Source organism: Massilia sp. BAP21, assembly GCF_057801335.1.
In genome coordinates this window covers 4,014,589-4,030,802 of record NZ_CM173596.1, presented here as the reverse complement: position 1 = coordinate 4,030,802, position 16,214 = coordinate 4,014,589, and the positions used below count along the sequence as shown (strand labels likewise).

The 16,214-nt window shown below is 69.6% G+C and carries 17 protein-coding genes; 7 read left to right on the top strand and 10 right to left on the bottom strand.

Annotated elements, in window-relative coordinates:
• Positions 1-6: 6 nt before the first annotated feature.
• The 3 genes from ACWYRN_RS17935 to ACWYRN_RS17925 form a co-directional block, all read right to left on the bottom strand.
• Positions 7-1,275 carry an efflux RND transporter periplasmic adaptor subunit gene (locus ACWYRN_RS17935; RefSeq protein ID WP_488688911.1) on the bottom strand — a complete coding sequence of 423 codons (1,269 nt, stop codon included), beginning with the start codon at positions 1,273-1,275 and terminating at the stop codon, positions 7-9.
• On the bottom strand, positions 1,272-2,525 hold the full coding sequence (locus tag ACWYRN_RS17930; protein WP_488688910.1) for a TolC family protein: 1,254 nt from the start codon (positions 2,523-2,525) through the stop codon (positions 1,272-1,274). The genes ACWYRN_RS17935 and ACWYRN_RS17930 overlap by 4 nt, the downstream gene beginning before the upstream one ends.
• Positions 2,526-2,606: 81 nt before the next feature.
• Positions 2,607-2,963: a hypothetical protein gene (locus ACWYRN_RS17925; protein WP_488688909.1), complete on the bottom strand. Its 357-nt coding sequence runs from the start codon at positions 2,961-2,963 to the stop codon at positions 2,607-2,609.
• Positions 2,964-3,351: 388 nt separating this feature from the next.
• Here ACWYRN_RS17925 and ACWYRN_RS17920 point away from each other — a divergent pair, with 388 nt between their 5' ends.
• The 3 genes from ACWYRN_RS17920 to ACWYRN_RS17910 are packed head-to-tail and all read left to right on the top strand — an operon-like array spanning position 3,352 to position 7,863.
• Complete coding sequence (locus ACWYRN_RS17920) at positions 3,352-4,611, top strand: hypothetical protein (protein WP_488688908.1); 1,260 nt, start codon at positions 3,352-3,354, stop codon at positions 4,609-4,611.
• A gap of 7 nt (positions 4,612-4,618) precedes the next feature.
• Complete coding sequence (locus ACWYRN_RS17915) at positions 4,619-5,053, top strand: phosphate ABC transporter substrate-binding protein (RefSeq protein ID WP_488688907.1); 435 nt, start codon at positions 4,619-4,621, stop codon at positions 5,051-5,053.
• 8 nt (positions 5,054-5,061) lie between these two features.
• Positions 5,062-7,863 carry a bifunctional diguanylate cyclase/phosphodiesterase gene (locus ACWYRN_RS17910; RefSeq protein WP_488688906.1) on the top strand — a complete coding sequence of 934 codons (2,802 nt, stop codon included), beginning with the start codon at positions 5,062-5,064 and terminating at the stop codon, positions 7,861-7,863.
• A 258-nt stretch (positions 7,864-8,121) separates the two neighbouring features.
• Here ACWYRN_RS17910 and ACWYRN_RS17905 read toward each other — a convergent pair whose 3' ends face one another.
• From ACWYRN_RS17905 to ACWYRN_RS17875, 7 genes are all read right to left on the bottom strand, one after another.
• Complete coding sequence (locus ACWYRN_RS17905) at positions 8,122-8,664, bottom strand: LOG family protein (protein WP_488688905.1); 543 nt, start codon at positions 8,662-8,664, stop codon at positions 8,122-8,124.
• A 14-nt stretch (positions 8,665-8,678) separates the two neighbouring features.
• Positions 8,679-9,365, bottom strand: a complete 687-nt coding sequence (locus ACWYRN_RS17900) for a TetR/AcrR family transcriptional regulator (protein WP_229439637.1) — start codon at positions 9,363-9,365, stop codon at positions 8,679-8,681.
• Between the two features lie 76 nt (positions 9,366-9,441).
• Entirely contained in the window at positions 9,442-9,924 is a 483-nt protein-coding gene (locus ACWYRN_RS17895; RefSeq protein ID WP_488688904.1) for a phasin family protein, read from the bottom strand.
• Between the two features lie 69 nt (positions 9,925-9,993).
• Entirely contained in the window at positions 9,994-10,725 is a 732-nt protein-coding gene (locus tag ACWYRN_RS17890; RefSeq protein WP_488688903.1) for a response regulator, read from the bottom strand.
• Positions 10,726-10,757: 32 nt separating this feature from the next.
• Positions 10,758-11,723, bottom strand: a complete 966-nt coding sequence (locus tag ACWYRN_RS17885; RefSeq protein ID WP_488688902.1) for an esterase/lipase family protein — start codon at positions 11,721-11,723, stop codon at positions 10,758-10,760.
• A gap of 19 nt (positions 11,724-11,742) precedes the next feature.
• Positions 11,743-13,377 carry a GMC family oxidoreductase N-terminal domain-containing protein gene (locus ACWYRN_RS17880; RefSeq protein ID WP_488688901.1) on the bottom strand — a complete coding sequence of 545 codons (1,635 nt, stop codon included), beginning with the start codon at positions 13,375-13,377 and terminating at the stop codon, positions 11,743-11,745.
• Positions 13,378-13,387: 10 nt separating this feature from the next.
• The gene (locus ACWYRN_RS17875) at positions 13,388-13,909 is read right to left on the bottom strand and encodes a twin-arginine translocation signal domain-containing protein (RefSeq protein WP_488688900.1); all 522 of its coding nucleotides are present in this window, start codon (positions 13,907-13,909) and stop codon (positions 13,388-13,390) included.
• A 459-nt stretch (positions 13,910-14,368) separates the two neighbouring features.
• On the opposite strand from ACWYRN_RS17875, the gene ACWYRN_RS17870 reads away from it, so the two are divergent.
• The 4 genes from ACWYRN_RS17870 to ACWYRN_RS17855 are packed head-to-tail and all read left to right on the top strand — an operon-like array spanning position 14,369 to position 16,213.
• Positions 14,369-14,830, top strand: a complete 462-nt coding sequence (locus ACWYRN_RS17870) for a hypothetical protein (protein WP_488688899.1) — start codon at positions 14,369-14,371, stop codon at positions 14,828-14,830.
• Positions 14,830-15,744 carry a DUF2145 domain-containing protein gene (locus ACWYRN_RS17865; protein WP_488688898.1) on the top strand — a complete coding sequence of 305 codons (915 nt, stop codon included), beginning with the start codon at positions 14,830-14,832 and terminating at the stop codon, positions 15,742-15,744. The genes ACWYRN_RS17870 and ACWYRN_RS17865 overlap by 1 nt, the downstream gene beginning before the upstream one ends.
• Positions 15,741-16,004, top strand: a complete 264-nt coding sequence (locus tag ACWYRN_RS17860) for a hypothetical protein (protein ID WP_488688897.1) — start codon at positions 15,741-15,743, stop codon at positions 16,002-16,004. The genes ACWYRN_RS17865 and ACWYRN_RS17860 overlap by 4 nt, the downstream gene beginning before the upstream one ends.
• Positions 16,001-16,213 carry a DUF7661 family protein gene (locus tag ACWYRN_RS17855; protein WP_488688896.1) on the top strand — a complete coding sequence of 71 codons (213 nt, stop codon included), beginning with the start codon at positions 16,001-16,003 and terminating at the stop codon, positions 16,211-16,213. The genes ACWYRN_RS17860 and ACWYRN_RS17855 overlap by 4 nt, the downstream gene beginning before the upstream one ends.
• Position 16,214: the final 1 nt, after the last annotated feature.

Sequence of the window (16,214 nt, the reverse complement as noted above, 5' to 3'; positions counted from 1 at the left end):
TACCCTTCAGTGATCGTGCTCGGCTTCGCCCTTGCCGAGATCGGCCTTGAGCACGAAACTGCCGGCGCTGGCATACGGCGTGCCTGCGTCCAGCCCTTTTACTATCTCGGTGCGCTTGCCGTCGGAACGGCCTGTGCTCACGTCCTGGGCGCGGAATCCCGTGCCTGTCCGCACGAAGACCACGCTGCGCTCGTGCACCGTCTGCACCGCATCGGCGGCCACCGTCACCGCCACCTCCCCCGGCTGGCCCATCAGGTCGACGTCGGCCAGCATGCCGGGGCGCAGGCGTCCGTCGCGGTTCGGCAGGATCACGCGCGCCGTGGCCATGCGCGTAGCTTCGCCCAGCACCGGGCCGACGAACGAGACCGTCCCTTCGAGTTCGCGCGGCTGGGCGGCGATGCTCACCCTGGCCGGCATGCCCGCGCTCACCTGGGCCAGGTTTACGCCCGGCACCGCCGCTTCCACCCACACCTGCGACAAATCGGCCACGGTCAGCAGCAGCCGCGTTTCGTCGACCGACTGGCCGGCGACGACCGGACGCTCGACCACCACGCCGTCATACGGGGCGCGCAGGGTGACGGTGCTGGAGACGCTGTCGGACGCAGCGCCGCGCCCTGCCCCGATGCCGAGCGCATCGAGGCGGCTCCTGGCAACTGCGGCGGCGATGCGCGCTTCCTGCAGCGCGGCCTGGGCGGCGTCCAGGTCCTGGCGCGCCGAGATGCCCTGCTCCCACAGGGTTTGCTCGCGCGCCTGCACCGTCTGCGCGAGTGCCAGGCGGGCGCGGGCGGCGGCGGCATCGGCGCGCCAGCCGGCCACCGCCGGGCTGTTCAGCGTCAGCAGCGCCTGCCCCTTCTTCACAACAGCGCCGTTCGACACCAGCACCGACTGCACGATGCCGGCGGCCGGTGCGGCCAGCGCCACGCTGCGTTCGGCGTTGGCTTTCACCTGCGCCGGCAGGTGCAGGCGTTCCTGGATCAGGGCGGGCTTCGCGTTGTCGATGGCGCTGCCGGCGGTCTTGATCTGCGCCGCGCTCATGGCGATGGCGCGCTCGTCCTCGTCCGCATGGGCGAGCGCGACGCCTGGCGCATCGTCGTGGCGATCCTCGTGGCGGTCGTCGTGGCCGTGCGAATCGGCGTGGCCGGCGTGCTCGCTGCCGCTTGGCGTACTGCTCCTGGCATTGCCCGGCGCGCCCGGCTGGCGCCACAGCATCAGCGCGACAAGGAGGGCGGCGACCGCGCACATCAGCGCGATCGTGATGGTCTGTTTCCGGTTCATGGTTGTTCCCGTCCTTCTTGTTCGATGGCGGCGCCGGCGAGGCGCGCGATGTCGGCCCAGGCACGCCAGGCTTCCTGGGTGGCGGCCCACTGGCGCGACTGGACCCGGGCCCAGGTGCGCTGGGCGTCGAGCACGTCGAGGAAGGCGAACTTGCCGTGCTCGAAGCCGGTCAAGGTCAGTTCATAGGCCGAGCGTGCGCTCGGGATCACCTCGGCGCGCAGCAGGTCCGCGTCAAACCGCGCCTGCTCGTAGCGGGTGTACGCGGCGCCAAGTTCGGCCGCGGCGTCCGTTTCGGCGGCGGCCAGCGCGTCGCGCGCCTTGTCGCTGCGGCGCAGCGCCGCCAGCAATTTGCCTTCGTTGCGGTTGAACAGCGGCAGCGGCAGCGAGACGCCGACCACGGCCTGGCGCCGGCCCATGTCGTCGGTTTTCTGGCTGCCGACGGTGAGCGTCAGGTCAGGCAGGCGCGCGGCGCGTTCCACCTGCGCCTGGGCTTCCTGCGCCGCCAGCTGGCCGCGCGCGCGCCGCACCGGCAGCGACTTCGCGGCCTCGGCCAGCAGCGCCGGCAGCGGCTTCAGGGCGGGCAGCGGCGCGTCGTCGCCGGGCGCCAGCACCAAAGCCTCGCCCGGCCGTCCGACCAGGGCGCCGAGGCGGGTGCGCGCAACGGCCAGGTCGGCGCTAGCGGCGTTCAGTTCCGTGCGCGCCTCGGCCGCGGCCAGGCGGGCACGGGTTTCGTCGATCGGCGAGACCTTGCCGGCCGCGACCTGGCGTGCGGCCACATTGATGCTCTTGCCGGCCAGGTCCGACAGCGCCTGCGCCAGCGCCTGGCGCTCCTGGGCCGTGCGCACGCCGTACCAGGCGGCGATGGCCTCGGCGCGCACTTCCTGGCGCAGCGCCGCCAGTTCGTCCCTGGCCTGCGCCGCCGTGCTGCCGGCAAGGGCCACGCGGGCGCGCCGCTTGCCGCCCAGTTCGATCGGCTGGCTGATCTGGACGGTGGTAGTGCGGGTGCCGGCCTGCTCGCCTTCGCGCAGGTATTCCAGGGTGGGATTCGGGTAGCGGCCGGCTTGCGCGGCCTCGGCGGCACTGGCAGCGGCTTCGTGGCCGGCGGCGCGCAGGCGCGGGCCGTCGAGGGCGAGACGGATCGCGCCGGGCAGGTCTATGGGTTCGGGCTGCTGGGGCGCGGCGGCTGCACCGCCGAACGCCCACGCCGCCACGATCCCGGCGGCGAGATGCCGCAAGGGGTGGTATGTCATGCTTGGCTCCTGATGAAAATGGAAATCAGGCGCGCAGGCGGGCGGGAGCCGGCTGGCTCCGCTTTTCAAGCATCCTGCGCGCTACCCGGCGCGCGCAGGCCACTTGGGGCGTTCGGGACGGGCCGCCGGGGGCGAACTCAGGAAGGGAGACACGCCGGCGACCGGCGTCGATTCGTGGCGCTGGCCCGGCACGGCCGTGTCGCCCGGGGGAAGGTAGATGATGTGCCCGAGCATGCAGGACGGGCAATGCGGATCGGCCAGCAGGGACGCGCCGTCGTCGGCCACGAAGGCCGGCTCGAACGTAGCGGCGCCCGGCTCTCCCTCGGCCACGTGGTGGGTGACGCCGTTCGGCGTCGTCACGCAGCACTGGTCCGCCATGGCCAGGGCGACCTGGAGCGGATAGACCAGCAGCAGAATGATGAGGACCCAGCGGCGCATCGGAACAGGATGGAAATACAACTCGTGGAAGGCGCATGCCCGTTCCTGCCATCATACTTGGTATTGCGGCCACTGGCGAATCGCCAGGGCATGCGCCGATCCGGACAGCGCTGTCCGGCGCAACTGTCCGTTTTGCATACGACAACAGCCGCCATGCCCGTACGATACATGTTCAACAACACTCGTTGCCGCATCACAACGGCCAAGTCTGTCGCTGGCGTTTCCACACGTAAATTTATCGACTTTTGGGGACGCGTTCGCTAAAGTCGGTCCGTGCCCCAGGCACAGCGCCGTCTCGCCGGCAACGCAGCACCGGCCCCACTGGCCGCGCCGCCTTCTTCCCTTCGCCGCCCGTGCGCAGCGAGGGACCCATGAGAACAACGAAACCATGTACCCCATCCATTTTCCTGGCAAGGGTTTGCCCTGCGCCGTGCGCGCCAGCCTGCTGGCATGTTTGATGACTGGCGCCGCCTGTGCGGCCGAGGACGCAGCTCCGGTGTGGAAGCTGTCCGGCTTCGGCACGCTCGGCGCGGTGCACTCGAGCGAACGGCAGGCCGACTACAGTTCCTCGGTGTTGAAGGCCGACGGCGCCGGCCGCAGCCACGACTGGAGCGCTGCCGTCGACAGCCGGCTGGGCGCCCAGCTCGATTTGCAGGTGAACCCGCGCTGGTCGGCGGTGCTGCAGGTGGTGTCCGAGCAGCGCCTGGACTACAGCTACCGCCCGCGCGTGGAATGGGCCAACGTGAAATACCAGGCCACGCCGGAACTGGCGCTGCGCGTGGGCCGTATCGCGCTGCCGATGTTCGTCGCCGCCGACTACCGCAAGGTTGGCTATGCCTACCCTTGGGTGCGCACGCCGGTCGAGCTGTATGGCGCGGTGCCGATCTCCAGCAGCGACGGCGCCGACCTGACCTGGCACTGGAACGGCGAAACCCTGCGCGGCACCACCCAGGCCTTTGCCGGGCACACCGACATGGCGCTGTACCAGGGCGCGCGCCTGCGCGGCAGCGGCATCGCCGGCCTGTCGCAGACCGTCGAACTCGGCGACCTGAGCCTGCGCGCCTCGCTCATCACCACGCGCCTGACGGTGTCGCTGTACCCGGAACTGTTCGCCGGCCTGCGCGCCTTCGGCAGCCAGGGTGCGCAGGTGGCCGACGCCATCGCCACCGAACGCAAGCGCGCCAACGCTGCCAGCATCGGCATGAACTACGACCCGGGCAAATGGTTCGTGCTGGCCGAGGTGGGCCACTACCGGGTCGACTCCTTCCTCGGCACCACGAATTCCTTCTACGCCAGCAGCGGCTACCGCCATGGCGCGCTGACGCCCTTCGTCGGCTACGCGCGCATCGGGGGCAAAAAGCCGCCCGGCCCGCACGCGCTGGCGCTCGACGGCCTGGCGCCGCCGCATGCCGCCGCGGCCGGCGAACTGAACCTGGTGCTCGACAAGCTGCTGCGCACCATCGCCTCGCAGTCGACCGTCAGCGCCGGCCTGCGCTGGGACGCCGCGCCGAACCTCGCCTTCAAGCTGCAGTACGACCGCGTGACCCCGCGCGCCGGCTCGCGCGGCACGATGATGAACCTGGGCCAGGACTTCCGTTCCGGCCACACCGCGCACGTGGCCAGTGCCGCGCTCGACTTCGTGTTCTGAGGCTGCCATGACGACTACCGCAGCCAAGCTGCTCGGCGCCGCCCTCGCCCTTGCCCTCACGTGCGCCGCCGCGCAAGCCGGCGACCTGGTCGTGATCGTGTCCGCGCGCAGCAGCGTCGACGCGCTGCGCCCCGACCAGGTGGCCGCGATCTTCCTCGGCCAGAGCGCGCGCTTTCCCGGCGGCGCCCTGGCCACCGCCCTCGACCAGCCGATCGGCTCGAACGAACGCAACCAGTTCTACCTGCGCGTGACCGGCAAGACCCCGGCCCTGCTCAAGGCCCACTGGTCGAAGCTGGTCTTCACCGGGCGCGGCCAGCCGCCGCGCGAACTGCAGGACAGCGCCGCCGTGCGCCGCGCCGTGGCCGACGACCCGGGCCTGATCGGCTACATCGACCGCGAGGCGCTCGACCCGAGCGTACGCCAGGTCCTGCTGGTGCATTGAGAGACCGTATGCCAAGCATTCAAGCAAAAGCACAACGCCTGGCGCGCCGCGCCCGCCTCACGCGCTGGCTCGGGCGCGGCCTGGAAACCCATATCGCCCTGCCGGTGTTCGCACTGCTGCTGGTGGCGGCGATGTGGACGCTGACCCTGCGCCTGATCGATTCGGAACGCGATGCCACCGCCGTTGCCGCACACAGCGCCACCCAGGAGCGCCTCGACACCTACGAGGCCCAGATGGCGCGCAGCCTGAACGGCATCGACCAGACCCTGAAGGTGCTGAAGTACGCGGTCGAGATGAAAGGCACGCAAGGCGCGATCCCGGCGCTGCGCGAACAGGGCCTGCTGCCGCCCGGCCTGGTGTTCGTGGTGGCGGTGGCCGACCGCGGCGGGCGCATCGTCGCCAGCAACCCGGACGACGGCGCCGCTGGAGACGGCCTGGACGTCTCGAACGCCGCCTACTTCCTCTACCACCGCGACAACGACGAGGGCGAACCCTTCGTCAGCGCCACCGTGGCCGACGCCGCCAAGGCCGAGCCGCACCTGCATTTCACGCGCCGCATCAACGACGACGCCGGGCGCTTCGCCGGGATTGCCATCGTCGAAGTCGACCCGGCCTATTTCACCAGCGCCTACGAGCACGGGCGCGACGGCGAGCGCGGCATGCTGGGCCTGGCCGGCCTGGATGGCGTGATGCGCGCCCTGCGCATCGGCGACAGCATCAGCTGGGGCCAGCGCATCGAACTGGGCCACGGCGCGCCGGGCGCCGCGCATGGCAGCATTGCGCTGCGCCAGGGCACGCCCGACGGCGTGGTGCGCTACACCGGCGTCCAGCGCCTGCACGGCTTCCCGCTGGCGATCGTGGTCGGCCTGGCGCAGGACGAACAGTTCGCGCCCTTCGAGGCCACGCGCCGCACCTGGCTGCTGGTGGCAGGCGGCGCCAGCGCCCTGCTGGTGGTGGTGGTGGCGATGATCTCGGTGTGGTCGTGGCAGCTGGCCAAGGCGCGCCGGCGCGCCCGCCGCGCCCAGGAAACCTATGCCGCCGCCTCCGAGGGCAGCCTGGACGCGTTTTGCGTGATGCGCACGGTGCGCGACGCCCGCGGCCAGGTCGCCGACTTCGAGATCGAGGCCACCAACACCGCGGCCGAGGCCATCTTCGGCATGAGCAGCGAGGCCCTGCGCGGCCAGCGCCTGTGCGTGCTGCTGCCGTACTACCGCGAGAACGGCATCTTCGACGACATGGCGCTGGTCGTTACCACCGGCCAGGCGCGCGAGGGCGAATGGCTGGCGGCCTCGGTCGCGGCCCGGGGCCGCTGGCTGCAGCGCCAGGTGGTGCCGGTGGAAGACGGCATCGTCGCCATCGTGCGCGACATCACCGAGCGCAAGCTGGCCGAGGAGCGCATCTTCCACATGGCGCACCACGACGAACTCACCGGCCTGCCGAACCGTAACCTGATGCACGACCGCATCGACCAGGCGATCCGCAACGCGGCGCGCGCCGGCAGCGGCGTGGCCCTGGCCTTTGTCGACCTGGACGGCTTCAAGCTGGTCAACGATGGCCTCGGCCACAAGGCCGGCGACGAACTGCTGAAGGTAGTCAGCAAGCGCATGGGCGCCTGCCTGCGCCGCAACGACACCCTGGCGCGCTTCGGCGGCGACGAATTCGTGATCCTGCTGCCCGACCAGGGCCAGGACCCGCTGGCGCTCACGCCGCTGCTGGAAAAGATCCGCGTGGCCGTGACCGAGCCGGTACAGGTGGCCGGCCAGGCGGTGCAGGTCAGCTGCAGCATGGGCGTGGTGATGTACCCGCGCGACGGCGCCGACGCCAGCGCCCTGTTGATGAACGCCGACGCCGCGATGTACCGCGCCAAGGACCTGGGCTCGAACAACTTCCAGTTCTATGCGCGCGAGATGAACGCCAGCGTCGAGGAAAAGCTGGTGCTGCTCGACGGCCTGCGCCATGCGGTGCAGGAGACGATCGAGCGCGATGGCGAGGATGCCGGCAAACCCGGGGGCAACCGCTTCCACCTGCTGTACCAGCCGAAGGTCGACCTGAAGAGCGGGCGCATCTTCGGCGTCGAGGCGCTGATCCGCTGGCACCATCCCGAGCACGGCGTGGTGTCGCCGCAGCGCTTCATCGGCCTGGCCGAGGAAAGCGGCCTGATCGTGCAGATCGGCGAATGGGTGGTGCGCACCGCCTGCCGCCAGGCCCAGATCTGGCGCGCCTGCGGCCTGCCACCGATCACCGTGTCGGTGAACGTGTCGGCGCGCCAGTTCGAGGAATCGCGCCTGGTCGAGCGCGTGGCGGCCGCGCTGCAGGATTCAAGCCTGCCGCCGGAGCTGCTGGAACTCGAGGTGACCGAGAGCCTGATCATGCGCGACTTGCAGAAGGCGGTCGACAAGATGCGCGAACTGAAGGCCATGGGCGTGTCGCTGTCGGTGGACGACTTCGGCACCGGGTATTCGAGCCTGTCGGCGCTGAAGAGCTTCCCGATCAGCCGGCTGAAGATCGACAAGTCGTTCGTCAGCGAACTGGCCGAGAATCCCGACGACCAGGCGATTGCGATGGCGGTGATCTCGCTGGGGCACAAGCTGAATTTAAAGGTGATCGCCGAGGGCGTGGAGACCGAGCAGCAATGCGCCTTCCTGCGCGAGAACGAGTGCGACGAGATGCAGGGCTACTTGTTCAGCAAGCCGGTGACGGCGGGCGAGATCGAGGATATGCTGGAGCAGTACGTGGCGCAGCCGGGGGCGTGTGCGCGCTTGCAGTTGGTGGCGTCGCAGCCGCGGGCGGCGTTGGCGCTGGCGGGTTGATACCTGGCTGGAATCGGGCGGCTTCCCGTACGGTGGGCACTCTGTGCCCACGCGGAAGCATGATGCGTGTTGGCGCCGTTTGATGCCGGCGCCATGCGTGGTGTTGGCGGCCGCCCAGGATGGACGTTAGCGCCTATTCTTTGAGACACACTGTCTCGGTGCTTGTAGCGCGCCCGGTATGAAGCTACCAATGACGCCACGTTCCGCGTGGGCACTTCGTCTTTGAGGCCCCCGGCCTCAAAGACCCCACCATACGGGTCACGCTACGTCCAGAAGCTTGCGTACCAGTGCCTCGGCATCCGCATCGATATTCATCAGGGCCGCATGCGCCGGGCGCACGAACCCCTCTTCCTGCTGGTGCCTTGCAAACGCCACCAGCCCATCGTAGAAGCCTTCGGTATTCAGCAGCCCGATCGGCTTGGCATGAATCCCCAGCTGCGCCCAGGTCACCATCTCGAACAGCTCTTCCAGCGTACCAAACCCGCCCGGCATGGCAATGAAGCCTTCCGACAAATCCGCCATCATCGCCTTGCGTTCGTGCATGTCCTTCACCACGAACAGCCGCGTCAGCCCTGCATGCCCGACCTCGCGCTCGACCAGCGCCCGCGGGATCACGCCGGTGGCCTCGCCGCCCAGGCGCAGCACTTCGTCGGCGATCACGCCCATCAGGCCGACCTTGCCGCCGCCGTAGACCAGGGCGATGTTGTGATCCACCAGCGCGCGCGCCAACTGGCGCGCCGCGTCGGCGTAGATGGGCTTGGCGCCGTTCGAGGCGCCGCAGTAAACGGCAATCGATTTCATCAGTGTTCCAGTAATCAGGAAGGGTCGCGCGCTTCTTCGGGGAGCTTCTTCAGGTACTCCTCCGAGAGTTTCTCGAACAGCAGCCGCGTATCGCCGCGCAAATACGGCCCCAGCATCGACAGCACCTGGTAGCAGCCGCGCGCCAGGGCGTCGGCAATCGCCTGCTGCTCGCTGTACTTGCGCGGGTTGCGCACGTATTCGTAGGACAGCCAGTAGGTGGCGACGACCACCATGTTGGTGGCCATGGCGCTGATCTGCTGGTCGCCGGCGTCGAGCGAATTTTCGCTGCGCAGGTCTTCGCACAGCTGGCGCGCGACCTTGATCTTGTGGGCCAGGATGGCCTTGAAGTGCAGCTCCAGCTTGCGGTTGCGCGACAGCAGGTCGTTCAGGTCGCGGTAGAAGAAGCGGTAGCGCCAGATCAGCTCGAACATCAGGTGCAGGTAGAGCCAGACGTCTTCCATGTTCGAGCGGCGCCCCGCCGGCACCGTGAGGATGCGCTCGATCTCGGCCTCGAACTGCACGAAGATCGAGTTGACGATGTCGTCTTTGTTGCGGAAGTGGTAGTACAGGTTGCCGGGCGAGATGTTCATCTCCTCGGCAATGACGGTCGTCGTGATGTTCGGCTCGCCGAACTCGTTGAACAGCCTGAGCGACAGCTCGAGGATGCGTTCACGGGTGCGGCGTGGTGCTTTCTGTAGCATGGAAGGCGGCGTTATTGGTATCAGCCGCAAGCATAACATCGAACGCGATGACGGCGTTACTGGCAAATACCATCATTCAGGCCTTATCGGCGCCGTCCTTGCGCTTATCTTCGACCTTTTTCGCGGCCGGCTTCTTCGCGGCCGGCTTCTTCGCTGCGGGTTTCTTCGCTGCGGCGCCGAGCTCGGCCAGCATGCGCTCCAGTTCGTCGATGCGGTGGTCCAGCGCCTCGATCTCGCTGCGCGCCGGCACGTCGATGGCGGCCAGGGCGCGCGCCACGCGTTCCTCGAACACCTGTTCCAGCTTGCCCCAAGTGCCCGACGCGCGGCGGCTGGAGCGCTCGGCCTTGCGCGCCACGGTGTCGGTGGCGTCCTCGACCTTGCGCGCGCGCTTCTGCAGCTCGGTACCGTCGCGCACCAGGCGCGTGAATTCGCGCCCGCCTTCCTGCTGGGCCTTGGCAAAGGCGCCCAGGCCGGCCTGCCAGATCTGCTGCGCCGAGCTGCGCACCGCGCGCGCCAGCGCTTCTTCTTCCTGCTCCAGGTCCTCGATTTTCTTGCTCATTGCATCCTCTTCCGTATGCCCTCCATTGTAGGAGCGCACGCTAGAAGGCGGGTTCTAAACGCGCGCGCTTTATGCGCCTTCCCGGCGCCGCAGCTGCAGCGCCAGGGCGTCGCGCAGGGCCGCCATCAGGGTCGCGCCCATCCAGGGCTTGGCATAGTAGCGGTCGGCCGCGCCGCTGGCCAGGGCGCCGGCGATCTCGCCCTCGTCCTCGCTCTGGCCCGAGAGCAGGATGCGCACCGTCGGCGGATACAGGCGCTGCGCCTCGGCCAGCAGTTCGGCGCCGCTCATGCCGGGCATGAAATGGTCGCTGACGATCACCGCCACCGGCTCGTGCCTGAGCATGGCCAGCGCCTGCGCGCCCGAGGACGCCGTGCGCACGCGCCAGCCCTGGTCTTCGACCATGTCGGCCAGCACCTCGAGCATGAAGGGGTCGTCGTCGACCAGCAGCAGAGTCTGTGCTTGCGGCGAAACCTGCGCCGGCGTGGCCGCCGGCAGGAAGGCCTCGACCTCGTCGGCGAAGCTGGCCGCTTCCACCGGCAGCGCGATGTAGCCGTCGAAGCCCGCTTCCAGCAGCGCCGCGCGCAGGGCCGCATCGCCGGGCGCCGCGAGCGCCAGCAGCACGCCGCCGCCGCGGCCGGGCAGGCCGAAGGCGGCCGGGTGGCGCGCCTGGCAGAGCAGCAGGTCGGGCGCCTGCGGATCGTGGGCGCCGGTATTGACGATGTGGCCGCGCTCGCGCAGCAGGCGCGCCATGCCGGCAAAGCTGGCGGGATCGTCGTCGAGGATGTGGATGCGGACCGCCACGATGGCTCCGGAAGTCGATGAGACGGACTGTATCACGCCCGCAGCGACTCCTCGGTTTCCAGGGCCGCCAGTTCGTCCATGACGGCGTCGAGGATGCGCCGGTTGCGTCCCAGCGCCACGTGGCCGATGCCGCCGAAAACGAGGTTGCGCGCGCCCGGCAGGACGCTCGAGGTCTGCGGCGAGATGATGTTGTCGTGGTGCGAGAAGATCGAGGTGAACAGGGCCCGGCGCGCCGCGTCTTCGCCGGCGTCGAGCTGGCGCAGCCAGTCGCAGGGCACGCCACCCTTGCGCCGCATCTGCGCCGCATTCTCGCCGAGGCCGAAGTTGGCCAGGCCGGTGCCGAAGTGCGGCGTGCCGAGCGTGATCACGCGCACGATGCGCTTGCGACCCTCCCCGCCACCCTGCTCTGCACCGTATCTGCGCAGCCAGGCGCGCGCCACCAGGCCGCCCATGCTGTGGGCGACGATGGCGATGCGGGCGGCGCCGGTCTGCGCGCGCAGGGCCTCGACGGCGCGCTCGACCTGGTCGACGTAATGCTCGATGTCGACGGTCACGGGCGCCAGGTCCAGCGTCGCGTGGCTGATCCGCGCCCGCGCCAGGCGCGGCAGCAGGTGCGCCCAGTAGCCGCTATTGCAGCCGTAGCCGTGTACCAGCAGCACCGGCACCGCCGCCGCGCCGGGGTACACGCGCAGCCCTTCCCGCGCCCAGGGCATGGTGCAGGAGGTGTAGAACATGCTGGCGCAGAATTCCTCGGCCAGCAGGTGCAGGCGCGCCGCCAGGCCGAGGCGGAACGCGGGCGGCGTCGGGCTGGCGAAGAACGCGGCCAGCACGAAGTTGTTCATGTTGATCGCAAGGCGCACCAAAGCCACGCAGCCGCATCCAAGGGCGGCGGCCGTCCAGGACGCCAGTCCGAGCCAACGCACGGCGGCGAACGCGATCGCGAGCGCGGCGAGAAGCTGCACCAGCAGCACCAGTTGCAGCAGGCGGCGCGCCGTCATCGTTTCATCGCCTTGCCCATCAAGCCGCCTGCGGGCGCGGCGCGGGCCGGCCGGTCAATTCGTGCGCCAGGCCGCTTGCCAGGCGCGCCGCCAGGCCATAGATCGACAGCTGGGGATTGGCGCCGATCGAGGTCGGGAACAGCGAGCCGTCGTGCACCGACAGGTTGGCCAGCTCGCGGTAGCGCCCGCTCGGTGCGACCACGCCGCGGCGCTCGTCGCCGGCCATGGTGCAGCCGCCCATCACGTGGGCCGAGGCCACGCGCGTCATGTGCAGGGCCTGCGGCAGGGCCGCGATCTCGCGCTTCGCTTCGCTCCAGCTGGTGTAGGCGCGCGCGGTCTCGTGGGCCGGGCGCACGGCGCTGGCGCCCGCGGCGAACTGGATCTCGGCCATGCTGAGCAGGGCGCGCCGCGCGCCGTCCCAGAGGAAGTCGTTCAGGGGGTAGTCGAGGACGCCGGCGCCATCCTTCAATTGCACGCTGCCGCCGGGCGACTCTCCGTGGAAGCCGTCGCGCAGCAGCGCCAGCATGCCCTGGATGTGCGGGAACTGGCGCATCATGGCGGCGTGGTCCTGCCCGAAGCCGTTCATCGTGGTCGACAGCAGCACCGGGTGCAGCGGCGGCGCTTCGAGCTTGTAGCCGAGCGGGCCATCGATGGGCGCGCTGTGCAGGAAGTGGTCGGAATACACGGTCTGCGGCGCGCCGGCATAGGCGTCCACGCGCTGCGGGAAGATGCCGGCCGAGATCAGCGTCGGGTGCAGGAAGGTGCGCCTGCCGAGCAGCTTGTTCGGGTCCGGCGCCTTCGAGCGCAGCAGCAGCGCCGGCGAATTGATGGCGCCGCCGGCCACCACATAGTGCTTGGCGCGCAGGCGCAACTGGCGGCCGTTGGGCGCCACGCCGTCGGGCTGCAGGGCGGTGCACAGCAGCGCCTGCACGCGCTCGCCCTCGATCTCGAAGCGCTCGGCGCGGACGCGCGTGACGAGCTGCGCGCCATGGTCGAGGGCCGAGGGGATGGTCGTGACCAGCATCGACTGCTTGGCGTTGGTCGGGCAGCCCATGCCGCAGTAGCCGAGGTTCCAGCAGCCCTGCACGTTACGCCGGATCAGGCTTGAAGAAATGCCGAGCTTGCCGGCGCCGCGCCCGAGCAGGGCATTGTTCTCGTTCGGCGCGGCCTGCCAGTCCTGGATGTGCAGGCGCGCCTCCATCATCGCGAACCAGGGCGCCATGGCCCCCTCGTCGAAGCCGTCGAGGCCGAAGTGGCTGCGCCAGTAATCGAGTGTGGACGGCGGCGTGCGAAAGCTCGAGGTCCAGTTCACGACCGTCGAGCCGCCGACGGTGCGGCCCTGCAGGATCTTGACGCCCTTGTCAAGCGTCTGGCGCGCGGCCGATTCCTGGTACAGCGCGGGATAGGCATCGGCCTCGCGCATCTTGAAGTCTTTCGAGGAGCGCAGCGCGCCCTCTTCCACGACCAGCACCTGCAGGCCGGCCAGCGCCAGGATCTCGGCCGTCACGCCGCCGCCGGCGCCGCTGCCGACGATCACGACGTCGGCTTCGAGCGTGCGGTCGGCTTCCAGGGCCGCGCCGTCGACAATGCGCCAGCCGCGGGCGATGCCCTGCTTGATCGGATCGGGGATGAAATCGTTCTGCGGTTCGCTCATGGCCGGCTCCTCACGACAGTTCTTTCAATGGGCCGGGATAGCCGATCGCGCTCCAGCTGGCCGGCTGGGCATACCAAGCGCCAAGCGCGAGGTCGTGCAGCGCGCCGTAGGCACTGCGCAGCAGGGCGAAACGGTGCAGGCGCCAGTCCTGGAGAAAGGCCGCAACCTCGCTCTCGGATGCCTTGGCCCAGCCGCCGGCAATACCGGTCAGCAGGCGCCGCGCCGGTGCCAGCGCGAGCAGGCCGAACAGGTCCTGGACCTCCTTCTGCACGGCCAGGGGCAGATTCGAAATGGCGGTATGCACGCCCTCGACCGTGGCGGCGATGGCGGCCCCGCGTTCGGCAGCGCCGGCCGGCAAGGCGCCGGCCAGCATGGCGGGCACGATGGCGCCGAGCGCGGCGCGTGCTTCGCCATCGAGCACGAAGCGCTCAGGGTTGGGGGCCTGCGTGGCGCGGTAAATGCCGCCACCGGCGGCCAGGACGAGCGCACCCAGCACGCCTGCCTTCAGGAAGGATCTGCGGCTTGTCTCCATCTGTCATCCTTGTTGTTATGCTCCTAGTGTACGCCAAACGCAGGGCCGCCAATCGCACGCGAACTAGAGGGAATAGTCGAAAAAATGGCATGAATGACAAGCTTGCAAAGGATGTTTGCATGGGAAGCTCATCATGCAAATATTAGTTGTAGGGTGGTCGGCTCGACCCTGGTGGTTGAACACTCCGCGGCTTGTGCGCCGCCCACGCGTTCAAACCCGGTCACCGACCACGCGCCAGCAAGCGAAGCCCCTGCTTGCAGGGCCGCGTGCCAACCACCCGTGGCAGGACTCCGCTTCAGTGCGCCACGCTTCCAACGTTAGCTGAACGCGTGGGCGGCGCATGCGTTGCGTTCATGCCGGCTCACGGGTATAGCCGACCACCCTACCACGCACGACTTCTCATCAGCGGCTGGGGCTTGTACCATAGGCCTATTCAACCCAGCCCATGAAAGCACATCCATGACCGTTTCCGCACTCCTGCGCGCCGTCTGCGCAGCCACCCTGGCCGCCGCCTGCGCCCTGCCCGCCCATGCCGACAGCGCCTCCTCGGTCGCATCGAGCGCCGGCTCGGCCTCGTCGGGCAGCATTTCCGACTCGATCGGCGCCTCCAGCGACAGCTCCAGCGGCGACCGCCGCGTTGCCGCCGGCGACTACCGCGTCATCGACATCGCCCAGGCCCCGGCCAAGCCCGGCACCACGCGCATGACCCTGCGCGCCGCCGCCGGCCCGGCCCGCGAGTTCTACCTCGACGTACCCGACCGCGCCCTGGCCGCACGCACCGTCGCCATAGGCGAAGTGGTGCGGGTGAACGAACGCGTGTACGGCTACGAGTTCGCGCATGCCGACGACCGCCAGCCCTTCTTCCTGGCGCTGCAGGACGACTGGTACCGCGAGCTGGGCTCGAAGCAGGTCGCGATCTGATGCTACGCCCGGCGCGCCTGGCACGCCACGCCGCTGCGGCGCTGCTGCTGTGCGCCGGCGGCGCGGCCCAGGCCGGCCTGCCGACTTTCTGCGAGCGCCCGCGCGCGATCACGGCGCGCGAGCAGGACCGCGTGCTGCGCTTTGCCGGCGCAGTGAAGGCGGAACTGGAACGCTCGGGCCAGGGCGTGGCCCTGATCGCGCGCGCCGGCGTCGACCTGGCCCGCTTTGGCTTGCTGTATTCGCATGCGGGCGTGGCCCTGCGCGACAATCCCGGCAGCCGCTGGGGCGTGCGCCAGTTGTACTATGCCTGCGAGGAATCGCGTCCGCGCCTGTTCGACCAGGGTATCTCCGGCTTCGCGCTGGGGGCCGATGCCCCGGGCCACGGACATGTGTCGCTGCTGTTCCTGCCCGACGAGCGCAGCGCCCTGCTGGAACGGGCGGCGCTCGACAAGCCGCTGGCGCTGTCGCTGCTGGCCGGCCAGTACAGCGCGAATGCCTATGCCTTCGGCACGCGCTACCAGAACTGCAATCAATGGGTGGCCGAGCTGCTGGCCAGCGCCTGGGGCCGGCTGGCAGGCGGCGCGCATGCGCGCGAGCAGTCCCAGGCGTGGCTGCGCGCCCAGGGCTATGCCGCCGGACCGGTGCGGATTCCCTCGCACCTGATGATGTTCGCCGGCCAGTTCGTGCCGCTGGTGCATGTCGACGACCACCCGGTCGAGGACATCCACGCGCTGGCCCTGCAGGTGAGTGTGCCTGATGCGATCGAAGGCTTCGTGCGGCGCACGGTTCCGGGCACGCGCCACGTCGAACTCTGCCACGATACGCAGCGCATCGTCGTGCGCCGCGACGGGCCGCCGCTCGGGGCCGAATGCCGCGCGACGGACGGGGACGAGGTCATCGACCTGGCTTCATGAACCGCATCGAGGAGGAGAACATGGACGACAAGCGCTACTGGTTTCCCGTCAAGCCGCCGGGATATGGCTGGGGCTGGGGCCTGCCGCTGGTGTGGCAAGGCTGGCTCGTCTACGCCGTCTTCCTGTCCGCCCTGATCGGCGGGGTGATCGGATTGGCGCCCCTGGGCCAGCCGGCCGTCGCCGCCTGGGGCTGCCTGACGGCAGTCCTCTTCGCCGCGGTCGTGGCCTGGAAGGGCGAACCCCGGAGCGGTCACCGATGAAATTCGATATTGACGGCCGCTTCCAGGTCGAGGTGCGGCGCGAGCGCGATGGCTGGACCGTCTACCGGGCGGAACAGGGCAAGCGCTGTCCCCTGCACGACGTCGTCATCCCAGGCCAGCTGGCCGGCGACGAGATCGCCATCTACCTGGACGACGTATTCCACGAATACGCCGGCCCGGGGCAGGCAGTGCGGCGCATGCCGGACTGAA

Coding starts and splice junctions, on each gene's coding strand:
- ACWYRN_RS17935 (WP_488688911.1), bottom strand. CDS start 1,275: ATGAACCGGAAACAGACCATCACGATCGCGCTGATGTGCGCGGTCGCC.
- ACWYRN_RS17930 (WP_488688910.1), bottom strand. CDS start 2,525: ATGACATACCACCCCTTGCGGCATCTCGCCGCCGGGATCGTGGCGGCG.
- ACWYRN_RS17925 (WP_488688909.1), bottom strand. CDS start 2,963: ATGCGCCGCTGGGTCCTCATCATTCTGCTGCTGGTCTATCCGCTCCAG.
- ACWYRN_RS17920 (WP_488688908.1), top strand. CDS start 3,352: ATGTACCCCATCCATTTTCCTGGCAAGGGTTTGCCCTGCGCCGTGCGC.
- ACWYRN_RS17915 (WP_488688907.1), top strand. CDS start 4,619: ATGACGACTACCGCAGCCAAGCTGCTCGGCGCCGCCCTCGCCCTTGCC.
- ACWYRN_RS17910 (WP_488688906.1), top strand. CDS start 5,062: ATGCCAAGCATTCAAGCAAAAGCACAACGCCTGGCGCGCCGCGCCCGC.
- ACWYRN_RS17905 (WP_488688905.1), bottom strand. CDS start 8,664: ATGAAATCGATTGCCGTTTACTGCGGCGCCTCGAACGGCGCCAAGCCC.
- ACWYRN_RS17900 (WP_229439637.1), bottom strand. CDS start 9,365: ATGCTACAGAAAGCACCACGCCGCACCCGTGAACGCATCCTCGAGCTG.
- ACWYRN_RS17895 (WP_488688904.1), bottom strand. CDS start 9,924: ATGAGCAAGAAAATCGAGGACCTGGAGCAGGAAGAAGAAGCGCTGGCG.
- ACWYRN_RS17885 (WP_488688902.1), bottom strand. CDS start 11,723: ATGACGGCGCGCCGCCTGCTGCAACTGGTGCTGCTGGTGCAGCTTCTC.
- ACWYRN_RS17880 (WP_488688901.1), bottom strand. CDS start 13,377: ATGAGCGAACCGCAGAACGATTTCATCCCCGATCCGATCAAGCAGGGC.
- ACWYRN_RS17875 (WP_488688900.1), bottom strand. CDS start 13,909: ATGGAGACAAGCCGCAGATCCTTCCTGAAGGCAGGCGTGCTGGGTGCG.
- ACWYRN_RS17870 (WP_488688899.1), top strand. CDS start 14,369: ATGACCGTTTCCGCACTCCTGCGCGCCGTCTGCGCAGCCACCCTGGCC.
- ACWYRN_RS17865 (WP_488688898.1), top strand. CDS start 14,830: ATGCTACGCCCGGCGCGCCTGGCACGCCACGCCGCTGCGGCGCTGCTG.
- ACWYRN_RS17860 (WP_488688897.1), top strand. CDS start 15,741: ATGAACCGCATCGAGGAGGAGAACATGGACGACAAGCGCTACTGGTTT.
- ACWYRN_RS17855 (WP_488688896.1), top strand. CDS start 16,001: ATGAAATTCGATATTGACGGCCGCTTCCAGGTCGAGGTGCGGCGCGAG.